This is a genomic window from Leptolyngbya sp. Cla-17 (assembly GCF_016807185.1).
In the GTDB taxonomy this organism is placed as follows: Bacteria; Cyanobacteriota; Cyanobacteriia; order Leptolyngbyales; family Leptolyngbyaceae; genus ULC077BIN1.
The window spans coordinates 1,655,536-1,670,349 of the sequence record NZ_JAEVYN010000001.1 but is presented as its reverse complement, the minus strand read 5'-3'; the positions used below and the strand labels follow the sequence as shown (position 1 = coordinate 1,670,349).

General features: G+C 46.3%; 12 protein-coding genes, 2 tRNA genes and 2 rRNA genes. 8 read left to right on the top strand and 8 right to left on the bottom strand.

The genetic code is table 11. The features are described 5' to 3' along the window. Positions 1–164: 164 nt before the first annotated feature. Positions 165–1,217, bottom strand: coding sequence for a WD40 repeat domain-containing protein (locus tag JOY44_RS07520; protein WP_171573004.1), 1,053 nt, complete (start codon positions 1,215–1,217; stop codon positions 165–167). Positions 1,218–1,264: 47 nt separating this feature from the next. Here JOY44_RS07520 and JOY44_RS07515 point away from each other — a divergent pair, with 47 nt between their 5' ends. Beyond that, complete coding sequence (locus tag JOY44_RS07515; protein WP_197985043.1) at positions 1,265–2,758, top strand: hypothetical protein; 1,494 nt, start codon at positions 1,265–1,267, stop codon at positions 2,756–2,758. A 3-nt stretch (positions 2,759–2,761) separates the two neighbouring features. Here JOY44_RS07515 and JOY44_RS07510 read toward each other — a convergent pair whose 3' ends face one another. Beyond that, positions 2,762–3,127, bottom strand: a complete 366-nt coding sequence (locus JOY44_RS07510) for a hypothetical protein (protein WP_171573003.1) — start codon at positions 3,125–3,127, stop codon at positions 2,762–2,764. 166 nt (positions 3,128–3,293) lie between these two features. Between JOY44_RS07510 and ndk the strand changes: the two genes are divergently transcribed. Further along, a complete protein-coding gene (gene ndk, locus JOY44_RS07505; protein WP_171573002.1) occupies positions 3,294–3,743 on the top strand; it encodes a nucleoside-diphosphate kinase in 450 nt (149 codons plus the stop codon). Positions 3,744–3,753: 10 nt separating this feature from the next. Here the strand turns inward: ndk and JOY44_RS07500 are convergent, their stop codons facing one another. Beyond that, positions 3,754–4,545 (bottom strand): TerC family protein, encoded by a 792-nt coding sequence (locus JOY44_RS07500; RefSeq protein WP_197985042.1) that lies wholly within the window; start codon positions 4,543–4,545, stop codon positions 3,754–3,756. Between the two features lie 334 nt (positions 4,546–4,879). Between JOY44_RS07500 and psaM the strand changes: the two genes are divergently transcribed. Together psaM and JOY44_RS07490 are read left to right on the top strand one after the other, a co-directional pair. Further along, complete coding sequence (psaM, locus tag JOY44_RS07495) at positions 4,880–4,975, top strand: photosystem I reaction center subunit XII (RefSeq protein ID WP_171573001.1); 96 nt, start codon at positions 4,880–4,882, stop codon at positions 4,973–4,975. Between the two features lie 378 nt (positions 4,976–5,353). Continuing rightward, positions 5,354–5,797, top strand: a complete 444-nt coding sequence (locus tag JOY44_RS07490; RefSeq protein WP_171573000.1) for a hypothetical protein — start codon at positions 5,354–5,356, stop codon at positions 5,795–5,797. Positions 5,798–5,882: 85 nt separating this feature from the next. Here JOY44_RS07490 and JOY44_RS07485 read toward each other — a convergent pair whose 3' ends face one another. Then, a complete protein-coding gene (locus JOY44_RS07485) occupies positions 5,883–6,797 on the bottom strand; it encodes a tetratricopeptide repeat protein (RefSeq protein WP_197985041.1) in 915 nt (304 codons plus the stop codon). 371 nt (positions 6,798–7,168) lie between these two features. Here JOY44_RS07485 and JOY44_RS07480 point away from each other — a divergent pair, with 371 nt between their 5' ends. The 4 genes from JOY44_RS07480 (at position 7,169) to JOY44_RS07465 (ending at position 11,161) form a co-directional block, all read left to right on the top strand. Next, positions 7,169–7,633, top strand: a complete 465-nt coding sequence (locus JOY44_RS07480; RefSeq protein ID WP_171572999.1) for a hypothetical protein — start codon at positions 7,169–7,171, stop codon at positions 7,631–7,633. Positions 7,634–7,717: 84 nt separating this feature from the next. Then, entirely contained in the window at positions 7,718–8,275 is a 558-nt protein-coding gene (locus JOY44_RS07475; protein ID WP_171572998.1) for a glutathione S-transferase family protein, read from the top strand. Between the two features lie 250 nt (positions 8,276–8,525). Then, positions 8,526–10,568 carry an NAD-binding protein gene (locus JOY44_RS07470; protein WP_171572997.1) on the top strand — a complete coding sequence of 681 codons (2,043 nt, stop codon included), beginning with the start codon at positions 8,526–8,528 and terminating at the stop codon, positions 10,566–10,568. Between the two features lie 113 nt (positions 10,569–10,681). Then, the gene (locus JOY44_RS07465; protein ID WP_171572996.1) at positions 10,682–11,161 is read left to right on the top strand and encodes a CRR6 family NdhI maturation factor; all 480 of its coding nucleotides are present in this window, start codon (positions 10,682–10,684) and stop codon (positions 11,159–11,161) included. Between the two features lie 156 nt (positions 11,162–11,317). Here JOY44_RS07465 and rrf read toward each other — a convergent pair. From rrf to JOY44_RS07445, 4 genes are all read right to left on the bottom strand, one after another. Next, positions 11,318–11,434, bottom strand: a 5S ribosomal RNA gene (rrf, locus tag JOY44_RS07460). 59 nt (positions 11,435–11,493) lie between these two features. Beyond that, positions 11,494–14,365: ribosomal RNA gene (locus JOY44_RS07455) — 23S ribosomal RNA — on the bottom strand. A 225-nt stretch (positions 14,366–14,590) separates the two neighbouring features. Beyond that, a tRNA-Ala gene (locus tag JOY44_RS07450) sits at positions 14,591–14,663 on the bottom strand. An 8-nt stretch (positions 14,664–14,671) separates the two neighbouring features. Continuing rightward, positions 14,672–14,748, bottom strand: a tRNA-Ile gene (locus JOY44_RS07445). Between the last annotated feature and the right edge of the window lie 66 nt (positions 14,749–14,814).

Below are 14,814 nucleotides of genomic sequence, written 5' to 3'. Positions count from 1 at the left end.
AATGGAGAGAGTTTAAGGACTGTAGCGAGAGGCACCTGAATGATGAATAGATTGGCATTGCTGAGCAGCCAGATGAAAACATGCGATCGCTTAGCAATCTCTACTCAGCCTGATGAATGAGCAGCAGGTATAAATAAGCGTTGAAGGCTGATATTTATCTACGACTACTGTTTTTCAACCGAGGTTGTAGGTTGCCAAAGGTAAATGCCGTCACTGCCTCCGCCAATAAGCGTGCGTTGATCGGCTCCGAATTCTACAAACATGCCGCTGTATTGTGACCCACGTAAGGTGCCCAAAAATCCAGATGGTTGAATGCGCCATAGGTTAATAGTGCCGCCATAGGTTGTAGCAAACAGGCGGCGATCTGGGCTGACTGCGACATGGGAACCAACTGAATCGATCGCCCGAATAAACTGTCCCGATTCCACATTCCACAATTTGATGCCGCCTTGCCCTTTGACACCATCGCTGCCCGTAATCAAAATCTGGCGATCGACAAAGCTCAGAGCATTGAGTTTCCCCGAATCAAAAGTGAATAGTTTGGTTCCGGTCGCTAAATTCCAGAGCGTTGTTTTCTGTGCGCCTGCTGCCAGCGATCGCCCATCGGGGCTAAAGGCAAGATCATTCACTAACCTTGCATCTAGGGTGTAAACCAGTTGTTGAGTTGCCACATCCCACACTTGAATGCCGTCTGGACTGGTGGCTCCATCTGCCCAGTGGCGGAGACGACTGCCGCTGGCTAAACGGGTGCCATCGGGGCTAAACGCCAAGCTGGTGACTCGTCCCGATTTAAGGCTCGTTAGCAAGGTGCCGTTGGTTACATTCCAGAGTTTAATAGTTTGATCAAGACTGCTGCTGGCAAGTAGAGTTTTATCGGGACTAAAGGCGAGGTCGGTGATCCAATCGGTGTGCCCGGTCAGAGTCGTTGTTAGTCGGATCGGAGGCATGGACCAAATTTGAATCGTTTTGCCCTTGCTGTTAGCAAACAACTGCCCATCAGTGGTGGCGGTGAGGGCGGTAATTGCTTGGCTAGCAAGGCTCTTTGGTAAGCCATAACACACTGGTAGAGGCGTTTGGGGAGACAAGCAAATTGAGCCAGAAGTCCGCGCTGCGATCGCATCTTTCACAAGGCTATGGGTGACAATCACTAAAGCGACTAGCAATGCCGCTGCCACACTGAGTCCCAAAATTTGCGAAAATCTTCGTTGTTGCCTCATTTCGTCTGTCGTTAAATAGCTGATGAAATCAGTTTGCCACCTGTTCTGTGAATGCCAAGCAAATGCCAATTTTGGTAAAAACTGACCCTCCTCGAAATTTATTTGGCAGCGGGGCGCTCTTAGGGGTTGCTCTACCTTTGTCTATTTATCTGTCTATTGCACTCATCATCTTAGGTCTAGATAAGTTTCATTACATATTGGCAGGAGGGAATAAGTTTGCCACCTTTCCTAATGCTTTAACCCACTGGGGCGTTAGCCTGAGCTATCTAACTTTGGTTTTGCTCCACTTAATTTGGTTGCTGGGGACTCCTTATTCCTATCTTCCAACTCGTTTCAGTGACATATTAAAACGGGCAGGCATCTTTCTATTGCTAGCCTGGATTGCCTATCCGTTAGGAAATGATATTTATTTGTATCTACACTTTGGGCTGATGAATCTTAGTCGTGTAGATCCCTTTACAATACCCGCAGGCGAGTTTATTTCTAGCTTGACTCCATTTGTAGATTGGAAGCAAACTTCTACCTATGGACCCATTTCGCAACTGCTGTTTAGTATTTCTGCTGCCGCGATCGCTCTTCATCCTATCCTGGCAGTTTACCTCTTCAAAAGTATTTGCGCGCTGACGCATCTGGTCAATAGCTACTTAATCTGGAAAATTTTGCCGCCACTTCAACGAGGAAAGATCGCCACCGCTTACCTACTCTGTCCGCTACTGCTGGTAGAGCAAGTCGGGTCTGCCCACGTGGATGTATTTGTAAATACCTGCGTGCTGGTGTTGGCGATGTGCTTACTCAAACAGCGTTACACCGCAGCGTTTTTGGCAGTGTGGGGAGGCTTTTTAGCAAAGACCGTTCCTATCATTTGGATGCCTTTGCTAGGACTATTTTTGATCCGGCAGCAGCGCTGGAAACAACTGGCGATCGCCCTCCTATCATCTCTGCTAATTGTGGCTTTTCTTTCGCTTACAGTGCTGCCTGACATTCAATCTTGGCGCAGTTTACTGAATCCAGGCGTAGTGGGGCAATATCAATCGTCTATACCGGCACTCCTACGGGCAAGCTTTGAAACCCTCCAAATTTTTGTGCCTGGATTTTTGCTACTCAGTGACCAGAAACAGGTGCTTTTACAGGTAGCACGCTATGGAATGCTGGTCTTTGCCACATTTTATGCATGGACAGTGCTACACCTATTTCGTAAGCCCACTTACTCCGCCATCACCCTGCTAGAAGCGATAGGTTGGGTCACACTGGTGCTGATGCTCTACAGTACCTCTTGGTTGATGCCCTGGTATGTGTCGGTGCTGTTGGCGATCGCCGCAGTGATTCCCACTGCAAAAGTCTTTGGCTTAACCACCTTAATGTTTATGGTGTCCAGCAGCGCTATGTACGGCCTGCAAGGAGATGCCGGATTACGCAGCCTAGTAACCCTAGGATTGCCAACCCTAGGGTTGATCGCTGGTTCCAAGCTGTTTGCTACTCAAATCGTTAAAGCTAAACCTGAGCAGGAGAGAGGCAAAGGACGAAGAGTGAAAGACGGATAGCGTTTAAGGGAGGCGATCGCCCACTTTACTGATAATTGGCAAGCGTACCGATTTTCGCTGCAACAGTCGCACCATGAGCCACAAATTGGTCACAAAGTAGCCCGATGTCATCAGACTATTGGTCACCAACAGCGTTAAAGAGAGCGACTCTGAGGCTTCTGCACCAACGCCTAATAGAACGTAGCCCAACAGCCACGCGATCGTTAGCGTCACAACCGTGCGGCTCAACTCTTGGCGCTGCTTGCCTCCCTGGCGATAGTAAAGCGTCCACAACGCCGGGAAAAAGCCGATCACAGGCACCAAATACCAAAAAAGCTGAAATCGCTTAGCCTCTGGACCATCTAAGGAATTGTCTTTGTTCACAGGCATCTTAGTTCTGACCCAACAATCATAACGCCAGTGGAGAGTTCGGGGTTTGGAGTTCGGAGTTCATTGAACATGGCACCTTTGCACCCCGCACTTTGCACCTCGCACCTCGCACCTCATTTAAGCTAATCTGGATTCTGTAATTGATGGAATTTTTGAGGAGTCAGCTTTGGAACGGACATTTTTGGCGATCAAGCCGGATGGAGTGCAGCGGAAACTGATTGGTGAAATCATCCGTCGTTTTGAAGCAAAAGGCTTTACCTTAGTTGGTTTAAAGCTAATGAGCGTTAGCCGCGATCTTGCAGAAACTCATTATGGAGTGCACCGCGAAAGACCTTTTTTCCCAGGCTTAGTGAATTTCATTACATCCGGACCGGTGGTGGCAATGGTATGGGAAGGCAAGGGAGTGATTGCTTCGGCCCGTAAAATTATTGGGGCGACAAACCCGCTTAATTCGGAGCCAGGAACGCTGCGAGGCGATTTTGGAGTTGATGTGGGTCGTAATATTATTCATGGTTCCGATGCTCCAGAAACGGCTGAGCAAGAAATCAAGCTTTGGTTTAAGCCTGAAGATCTAATTAGCTGGGAGCCTGCCGCAATCGCCTGGATTTATGAATAGTGACTGAATCCTAGTTTTTTGTCTCCACAGGTGATTCGGCTGCCTCAGATACCTCTGGGGCAGCTATTTTTGTGTCTAGCCCTTCTGTATCCGGTAATTTTGCTTGTATGGAGTTGCTATCAGCCTCATCTTTTCGCTGAGAAAAGCCCCATAGAAAAGTTAGTGCGATCGCAGATAACATCAACCACTCAGGAGGAACAAGACTGTCATTTATAACCCGCAGCAGCAACCGCAAGCCAACGAATGCAACCGTGATGTAGCCTGCATCTTCAAGGTGAGTGAATTCAGCTAGCCAGCGGATAAATAGTCCTGCCATGAACCTAAGAGCCACAATTCCAATTGTGGCACCCACTAAGATAAGCCAGGTTTCCTTAGAAACCGCAATCGCTGTGGTGACGCTATCTAATGAAAACGCCAGATCGGTGACTGCAATTACAGGAATCGCTTGCCACAAAGAATTAAAACGCGGTCCATGATGGGCGTTTTCCTCACCCTCTTTTACGCCTGAAGTAAAATATTGAAAAACTAACCACAGTAAGTAAAGTGCACCAGCCAGTTCAAACTGCCAATAATTAGCCACCCATGTTGCCGTCAAAATTAGGCTCATCCGCAGGATGTAAGCAAATACCAAGCCGATGTTGAGGGCACGGCGTTGTAGAGTACTATCCTGCAAACCTTGGGCAATCGCAGCAAGGGCGATCGCATTGTCGGCGGAAAGCACTGCCTCCAACGCCACTAAAACGGGCAACAAAAGCAGGGTGTCTGTTCCAAAATTTGGTGAAAAATCGAGCAGTTGATCCATTATTTCAGTGTTCTCAAAATAGCGATGCTGGTAAAGCAAACTAATTGCTTAAAAAGTTACTTTCAACTCAACGTAAACATTAATTATGACACTACCAAGCCCGACAGCTTGGAGAAGTGCGTAGTGCAAGGGTAGAAGTGCGTGAGAGTTAGGGTATTTCTTGAATACTCATAGAGCGCTAGGGTGTAGGACAAATATCCCGCCCTTGACTACAGCCCTTCTGATCCTAAAATATTGCAACTTGTAACAAGATATTTCCGAAAGGGCGCATTGTAGCCGACATTAGAGGACGATAGATTTCAAATATTGCAATTAAGTTAGGAGTCTTGAAAGTATGTCTTTATCAGATAGTCAGGTTTTTATTGCACTAGTAGTTGCTTTGATTCCCGGAATTTTGGCGTTTCGCCTTTCCACAGAGCTTTACAAGTAAACCATTGTATTAGTTCATAGATACTTAGCCTGTTTTGCAGATTTGGTTCTACAATTAACGCGACGGTTAATCCAAAATTTTGGAAATTCAGTCCTGTTGATGGAGAATACTGTGAGACAGGCTTAGATCGTTGAAGACCACAAACGATCAGTAACGCGATCGCTTGTGAGCACTTGTCAGTTGGCAAAGCGCAAGACAACCTAAATTGAATTCAGAAATAAGGTGATTTGATTTAGAGAAATCCGCTTTATTAGCTGAGATCGTTGAACCAACCTGTTGCTATAAAAAATTAGTTTTGGATTTTTGACCCCAATTGGGAACAATAGAGTAAAGTCTAGAGGGTTTAACGCTGCTCTTAAGTTAGTTAAAGCATTTAGTATGTACGCACTGAAGCCACCAACACCAACACCTCAATCAGCTAGACCTTTACGGGTTGTACCTAAAGCAAGGGCAAAGGCAAAGCCTCGTAGAAAGACAAAGCCTTATCGAGCGATCGCGTGCGAAACAGTCGCTAAGATTACAGTCAACGCCGTGCTTTCGATCGCAGCCATTGGTGCATTGTTCCAGCTATTGCCTTATCGCTCTTCCCAAGAGATCAAGCTACAAGAGCTTCAAGCGGCAGTTAAATCGACTGGCAGCCGCGTACAGCAAGTGCAATCAAAATTTAGTTATTACTTCGACCCAAGCCAAGCAAGAGAATCAATGCAAGAGTTAACTGGGCGCATTGACCCACAGCGTCGGCAAATCGTTTGGAAAGCGCCTGCGCCGGCTGCTGTAAAGGCTTTAAACCCGCCTAATGTCTCAGATCGAGCAGGCAATTAAAAAAGACAATTTTGGTAATAAACGAAGATGCTTAAACTTTAGAAGGAGCTGGGCATCTTAGGTTTTTGGATTTTGCGGATTTCTGTCATCTCAATGGCTTCAGGAGTTCATTTAGCCAATCGTTGATTTGGAAACGCAGTTTGTACGATGCATCGGCTTTGTAGCCTGTAAGAGGCAAGCGAGAGAGAGCATGGTCATAATCCGAAATGGCATAGTTCCAATCGCCCCAAAGGTGATAGGTGCGTCCTCGTTCGGCATACAAATGTCCCTCCACTGAAGTAGGAACTCCTAAGAAGTCAGTAGTGTTCAAGAACTGACTAATCTGAAGCGCTAAATCAAAGGTTTCGATCGCTGCTTCATACTGCTCCAAATCTCGAAACGTAATTCCCAAATTTAGGCGTGCCCGAATATCAATCGGATCTAGGTCAATCGATATTTCATAATCTGCGATCGCGGCTTCTAAATCTCCCATGGCAACATAACAATTTGCTCGATTGTTATACACCTTTGCCAATCGTGGGTTGAGGCGCAGTGCTTGGTTATAGTCTGTTAATGCCTGACTAAATTGTCCAGTTTGAAAGTACAACAATCCGCGGTTGTTAAAACTACTAACATTCTCAGGATTGTAGTTAATCAACCAGGTAAATAAATCGATGGCTTCAGCGTAATGCCCACGTTGTGCGTCGCTTAATGCTTGCTGTCTCAATAGAGTTTCTTGCTCGGTTTGACTCAAGTGAGTGAGTGGTGAGCCAATCAGCGGGTGTGCCCATTTGGCAGAAGATGCTTGAGTAATTGCTAAGGCTTGACTATGGACACTTTGCTTAGGAAGGGGCATTGGCTGTTCTCTATTTGCAAATGTCGCAGAAGATAGCGGCACGCGACGCAAGCGTCTAGAACTGGTTGATTGCCTTGGATACATGCGGAGGTTCATGCCGTTCTCACGTGAATATAAATTAACCGTATGGAGCGATCGCTTGAAAAAGTCGAAGTTTTGTGTCACTTGCCTATGTATTTAATCTTTAGACTGGTGAACTACTTGAACAGATCACCCCAGAGATGCATTTAGATAAAATTTTCTCTATTAGTTTCTACACAGGCTGCAAATGAAATTTCTGAAAGACCCTCAAATGAGCTTAACTAGGGGAACTACACACGACTTCTTATCTCTCCACAACCGTCAATCCTTGCTCCGGATGCGATCGCAAAATTCACTATATGAAAGACACTGTGGCTAACGCAAAAGTTCCGATTGACTGCTTAATCTTTAAGAAACACGAATCAGCGTCAATAACTCACCTATGCCACGATGGATGTTGATAAAATTCAACCTTATACAGCCCACGCATTTTTAGGGATCAAGTGGAACGACTTATGACAATTGCAACAGCTGATTTAGATACGTCTGGCATTGTTGCAGACGATTACGTAGTGCTGGGCTTAGCGACCTGTTTCATTAAAGAAGAGGGAGAAATCTATCAAGTTCAAGTGATCGAGCCAATTCCTTCGGCGGCATTAGAAGCGATTCTCAAGGGAATCGCTACCTCTTATGGAACTGCGATCGCAACAACCTTTGGTTCTGTCTTAATGAATGACACCACTTATATTCCTGCGGAATTTCCCGTAGAAGCTCAGTTTTGTGATGATTTTGCCTTCCGCTTAGTTGCCGCGACTCGGACTTACAAGGCTCGCTCCATAGCCCAAACTCACATTCCTGTTGGCACAGGTAAAAGTGACTTCAACTTTTCAATTGAGCGTAAGCGCGTACTCAATATTCAGCGTATTGTCCGAACAGAAGATAATGTTAAGCAGCATGAATATACTCACAAAGTGCTATGAAGCTAATTAGGTCACTTCTTGCTATTGACTGATGATGGCTACTAACAGATAGTTTTTGACACTTTCTTTACAACTGAGAAGCTGATGCTAAAACTTTATGGGGGTGCCCGCAGTCGGGCATCCATTGTTCAGTGGTATTTGGAGGAATTAGCAGTTCCCTACGAATTTGTCTTGCTAGATATGCAAGCAGGTGAACATCACCAACCTGCTTTTTTGACAATTAATCCCATTGGTAAGGTGCCTGCCATTGTAGAAGGAGACTTTAAACTGTGGGAATCAGGGGCAATTTTGCTATACCTAGCAGAAAAATATGGTGAGCCGAATCTAACGTTGAAGCGGCGATCGCTACTCAATCAATGGATTAACTACGCCAACGCTACTTTAAGTCCAGCAATGATTTCAGACGCAGTTAGAAAAACGGAACTGCCGCGCCACATGACGATGCTGAATCATTTATTGGCGAATCAGCTGTTCATTATAGATGAATCATTTAGTGTGGCAGATGTGGCGCTCGGCTCTCTGATTACTTATTGCCAAATGATGTTTCAGATTGATTTAAGTGAATACTCTGCCATAGTGGGTTACGTTAAACGACTTTCTGAGCGTCCCCCTTGCCAAAAAACAATCTTAGGAATTAAGTAAAGTGCTCAATGCGATACACAAAGCATAATTTTTACCACTGAAAACAGAAGGTGAAGACATGCTCATCCTCATATTCTTAGCAGTAAGAAGGAAGGACAAACCAGCAAGACTCACAGCATAGTAAGATTTACCACCCCAACACCAGTCACGTACATCTTGCTTATCCATAAAAACAATTAAAAGGAGTGGTCAGAAACTCATTTCCTATGCATATTGGAGAGAAGAAGTTGAACTCTGCTTACAATAGCCCATGCCAGTTGATAGTGTCTCCACTCAATCTCCACAAAATTCGCTGTTTTTAGTGTGCGGGTTAGGCAGTTTAGGACAATTTTGTGTGTCAGTGCTAAAAGAGTTTGGCGTATTGGTTAGCGCAATTACCTTGACTCAACCTTTGAACTGGGAAGTAAATCAATTTCCAGAACTGCTGGAAAATCTGTTGATTGGTGATTGCCGACAAGCTGATTTATTGGAGAAAGCAGGTGTAAAAAATTGCCGAGCGGTGTTGCTGGTTGCTAGTGATGAACGCGTGAACATTGAGGCAGCCTTTGAGGTGCGGTTACTAAACCCAGGTGTGCGAATTATTGTGCGTTCGGCAAAAGAAAACTTGAACGACCTGGTAGCAGAAAAACTAGGAAACTTTGTAGCATTTGAAGCAACCCAACTTCCAGCTCCTGCATTTGCGATCGCTGCACTAAACAGTGAAGTTTGCGGTTTTATCACGTTAGAAGAAAGCCTGTTGCGAGTGACAAAACTACCAATCTACGGTGATCACCGCTGGTGTTATCGCCTTTTACATGAGCTAAACACCCAAACTCGACGAGTGCTTAGCTACACCCCAAAAGGCACATCCTTATCAACGGAATTTTATCAACTCAATCCAGATATACAAGTACAGCCGGGTGATCAAATTGCCTATGTGGAAATCGCAGAGACTCTAACAAATTTTAATCTGCATAGCCATGAAACCTCTGCCCAGAAAGCTCTTAAGAAAAGAGATCGATCGCTTCCTTTTTGGAAAAGATTGAGCGATCGCTTTTCCAAAAAAAATCTAACTCGGCAAGTGGCAGACCTCTGGAGTTCTATTGCTCAACAGCAGACCAAACGGGTTGCTTTAATTGTTGGGGTGATGTTGCTATTGCTACTGATACTAGGAACCCTCGTTTTAATAAGGACCCGACACGTCAATTTTCCCAAAGCCTTCTACACGGTAGCGATCATGTTATTAGGAGCCGATGATGCGGTATTTTCAGCTCTAAAACCAGAAGATGAAACGCCATTGTGGATGCGCTTGATGAATTTGACCTATATGCTGGCAGGAACTGCTTCGATCGCAGTTCTTTATGCACTTTTGACCGAAACACTTTTATCTGCAAAGTTTCAGTTACCGAAAAAGCGTCCTGCCATTCCTGATCAGAACCATGTTGTCCTCATTGGGTTAGGCCGAGTAGGACGACGGGTCGCAACTTTTTTACAGCAAATTAAGCAGCCATTGGTTGGCATCAGCGACACTCCTCTAGAAGCAACAGTGTTACCTCTGATGTCCTTAAAGATTGGAGATTTAGCGACCAGCTTGAGTAAAGTTAATTTGGAAACTGCAAAAAGCGTTGTGGTCGCTACGGATGATGAAATGGCAAACCTAGAAATTGGGTTAATGGCTCATCGGATTAATCCAAACTGTGCAGTGGTCATTCGCACTTTTAGTTATCGCTTTAGTGCCAGCGTTGATCGTCTGTTGCCCTACGCTAAGGTTCTATGTGCTTACGATTTGGCAGCAGAAGCTTATGTTGCGGCTGCTTTTGGAGAGAATATTCTTAGCCTGATGCGAGTCAATGAACAAACCGTTTTAGTAACTGATTATTCTATAAACGAGAATGATACTCTCCATGGACGATTGCTTGCAGAAATTGCTTACGGCTATGGTGTTGTGCCTATTCTGCATCAACGCTATGCTCAAAACGCTCGGCTAATGCCTTTAGATGAGAGCAAAACTGAAGTAGGTGACCGTCTGATCGTGATGGCTACCATTGACAGTTTGCAAAGAGTTGAACGAGGCGAATTACTGCCCCGTACCTGGACGGTTCATGTTGAACAGACGCTTTCCAAAGACGCGGTATTTGATTGTGCTAACGCGATCGCTCGAATCTCTGACTGTGGTATTCAACTTGCACGTGAAGTGATGAGTAAACTACCCGCTGCTTTGCCAATTCCTCTCTATCAACATCAAGCACTACGGCTTGTGCGAGAGCTGAGGAAATGCCAAGCAATATCGCAGGCATTTCAACATAAGATGTGAAAAGCGTAGAATGAATAAAATTGTTTTCACAATTTTTTGAAATTCTAATTTACAAGCCCTTCAACTATTAATGCAGGGAAAAGCCAAAAAGATTTTCTGTATAGCCTTTATCTATGCCAATCGTAATTATTCTAAATGCCAAGCAAATTAATGATCTTGACTTAAGCCCTGCTCAGTTAGCGCTCGACCCATTGATAGAAACGGGTCTCTTTTCTGAATTTGAACAGCAGCTTGTGTTTCAAATTACCTTTCCTCGTGATCCTGAAGATCCTCGGGAACTTTCTGAAATCTCTGAAATTCGCTTGTGGTTTGTGCGGTTGGATGCACTTTATCCTTGGCTACCTTACCTACTCGACTGGAAAGCAGGAGAACTCGTGCGCTACACCGCTATGCTTGTACCTCATCAATTTCACCTAAAAGATGGAATTAAATACAATCCAGAAGCGTTGGAAATCTTTGTTATGCATAAAATTTTCATCCTTACTAACTGGATGAAAAAGCAAAATATAGAAGGCTACTCCAACATGAAAGCGATGGCACAAATATTTGGCTACGAATTAGATGACGATTTGTTTAAGATTCTCTTGGCTTAATGTTTTATTGCCACTATTTAGTTGGATAATGTCTGACTCCAGCATAAAACCTCTGTCAGGGAGAAGTAAAAGAAGATAAAAGTATAGTAAAGATTTCTTTTTACACATGAAAAAGGTCTGAACAACTTTAGTTGTTCAGACCTTTTTCATTTATAAACCTGGCATCGAGCTATTTTTGCAGGACGCAGCCGTCCAACTATCTTTGCCGCAGAAGCGTTTCACAGCTGAGTTCGAGATGGATCAGAGTGGTTCCACTACGCCATAGACACCAGGAAATCATGTAATAACTAAAACCTTAAAGGCTGCATAGTACTTGTCAACACCAACGATCTGAGGTCAAGCCCTCGGTCTATTAGTACTCCTTGACTACATGCATTGCTGCACTTCCATCTAGAGCCTATCAACGGGTGTTCTGCCCGTGACCTTACTGGGTTACCCCATGAGAGCACTCATCTTGAGGTGGGCTTCCCACTTAGATGCTTTCAGCGGTTATCCGCTCCGCACATGGCTACCCTGCGTTTACCGTTGGCACGATAACAGGTACACCAGCGGTGCGTTCCTCCCGGTCCTCTCGTACTAAGGAGGAATCCTCTCAATGCTCTTACGCCTGCACCGGATATGGACCGAACTGTCTCACGACGTTCTGAACCCAGCTCACGTACCGCTTTAATGGGCGAACAGCCCAACCCTTGGGACGTACTACCGCCCCAGGTTGCGATGAGCCGACATCGAGGTGCCAAACCTCCCCGTCGATGTGAACTCTTGGGGGAGATCAGCCTGTTATCCCTAGAGTAACTTTTATCCGTTTAGCGACGGCCTTTCCACGCAGCGCCGTCGGATCACTAAGGCCGTGTTTCCACCCTGCTCGACATGTTCGTCTCGCAGTCAAGCTCTCTTATGCCTTTACACTCTACGGCTGATTTCCAACCAGCCTGAGAGAACCTTTGCGCGCCTCCGTTACCTTTTAGGAGGCGACCGCCCCAGTCAAACTGCCCGCCTGAAACTGTTCCCTCGCCGGATAACGGCAAAGGGTTAGAATTCTAGCCTCACCAGAGTGGTATCTCACCGTTGACTCCACAATCCCCACAAGAATTGCTTCAACGTCTCCCACCTATCCTGCGCAAGCAAAGCCCGAACCCAATTCCAGGTTACAGTAAAGCTTCATAGGGTCTTTCTGTCCAGGTGCAGGTAGTCCGTATCTTCACAGACAATCCTATTTCGCCGAGCCTCTCTCCGAGACAGCGCCCAAATCGTTACGCCTTTCGTGCGGGTCGGAACTTACCCGACAAGGAATTTCGCTACCTTAGGACCGTTATAGTTACGGCCGCCGTTCACCGGGGCTTCAGTCGCCAGCTTCGCTTGCGCTAACCGACTTCCTTAACCTTCCGGCACTGGGCAGGCGTCAGCCCCCATACATCGTCTTGCGACTTAGCGGAGACCTGTGTTTTTGGTAAACAGTCGCTTGGGCCTCTTCACTGCGACCACCTCTCGGTGGCACCCCTTCTCCCGAAGTTACGGGGTCATTTTGCCGAGTTCCTTAGAGAGAGTTATCTCGCGCCCTTGGGTATTCTCAACCATCCCACCTGTGTCGGTTTCGGGTACGGGTCAGTTTAGATTAACGTGGTTAGAGCTTTTCTTGGAAGCTTGACATCACACACTTCGAGGACGTATCCCCTCGTACTCGCGCCTCCGCTCAGAACGTTTTCTCCGTTCCTCATTGCCTTGGACGCTTGAACCGGTAACCAACATCCGGCTGTGTTAGCCTTCTCCGTCCCTCTTCACAATCTAAACTAAGTACGGGAATATTAACCCGTTGTCCATCGACTACGCCTTTCGGCCTCGCCTTAGGTCCCGACTAACCCTCCGCGGACGAGCCTTCCGGAGGAAACCTTGGGATTTCAGGGCATTGGATTCTCACCAATGTTTGCGCTACTCAAGCCGACATTCTCACTTCTGCTTCGTCCACACCTGCTTTCGCTGATGCTTCAAACTACAACAGAACGCTCCCCTACCATTCTTTCGAATCCACAGCTTCGGTACATCGTTTAGCCCCGTTCATTTTCGGCGCAGGAGCGCTTGACCAGTGAGCTATTACGCACTCTTTTAAGGTTGGCTGCTTCTAGGCAAACCTCCTGGTTGTCTATGCACTCCCACCTCCTTTATCACTTAACGATGATTTGGGGACCTTAGCTGGTGGTCTGGGCTGTTTCCCTCTTGACGATGAAGCTTATCCCCCACCGTCTCACTGGCAACGTGTGCACTGGGTATTCAGAGTTTGACTCGATTTGGTACCGCTCTCGCAGCCCGCACCGAACCAGTGCTTTACCCCCCAGCTATAATCGTTACCGCTGCGCCTAAACACATTTCGGGGAGAACCAGCTAGCTCCGGGTTCGATTGGCATTTCACCCCTAACCACACCTCATCCGCTGATTTTTCAACATCAGTCGGTTCGGACCTCCACTTGGTGTTACCCAAGCTTCATCCTGGACATGGTTAGATCACCCGGGTTCGGGTCTATAAACACTGATTAACGCCCTGTTCAGACTCGCTTTCGCTTTGGCTTCGTCATTCTCGACTTAACCTACCAGTGCCTATAAGTCGCCGGCTCATTCTTCAACAGGCACACCGTCACACGTTAAATCGTGCTTCGATTGCTTGTAGGCTCACGGTTTCATGTTCTATTTCACTCCCCTTCCGGGGTTCTTTTCACCGTTCCCTCGCGGTACTGGTTCACTATCGGTCACACAGTAGTATTTAGCCTTACGAGGTGGTCCTCGCTGATTCACCCGGAATTTCACGTGCTCCAGGCTACTCGGGATTCAGCTAGTATCTTTAAGTTTTCGACTACAGGACTTTCACCTCCTCTGGTACAGCATTCAACTGTTTCGTCTAACCGCTAGATTCCATATCGCTGTCCCACGACCCCAGTAAGCATGCTTACTGGTTTAGGCTGTTCCCGCTTCGCTCGCCGCTACTAGGGGAATCACGTTTGTTTTCTCTTCCTACAGCTACTAAGATGTTTCAATTCGCTGCGTTCGCTCTCGCCACCCTATAGATTCAGGTGGCAGTATGTAGGGTTGCCCCATTCGGAAATCCCCGGATCAATGCTTGCTTCCAACTCCCCGGGGCGTATCGCCGGTAACTGCGTCCTTCTTCGCCTCTGTGTGCCTAGGTATCCACCATGAGCCCTTATTAGCTTGACCACTATCTTTAACTTTCTTAAGTTACACATTGGTGTCTGTGAATCAATATCTAGTATCAAAGTTTTTGATGTGTTCATCAAAAACAAATCACTATCTATTGTTCCTACCTGACAAGTTACTATGCAGTTTTCAAGGTTCTAACTGGACTTTAATCCAGCAGGCTCTCTCAACTAGAATAAATACCCTTAGGTATAAACACTCTTGAAATAAGATGCTGAATTGGAGTGGAGGTTAACGGACTCGAACCGTTGACATCCTGCTTGCAAAGCAGGCGCTCTACCAACTGAGCTAAACCCCCCAACAAGATGGTGGGCCATCCTGGACTCGAACCAGGGACCTCACCCTTATCAGGGGTGCGCTCTAACCACCTGAGCTAATAGCCCATATCCCTTACCTAGATAGTTTGAAAGCCATTTAATACATAGACCTCGACCGACCTTAGGTTGACC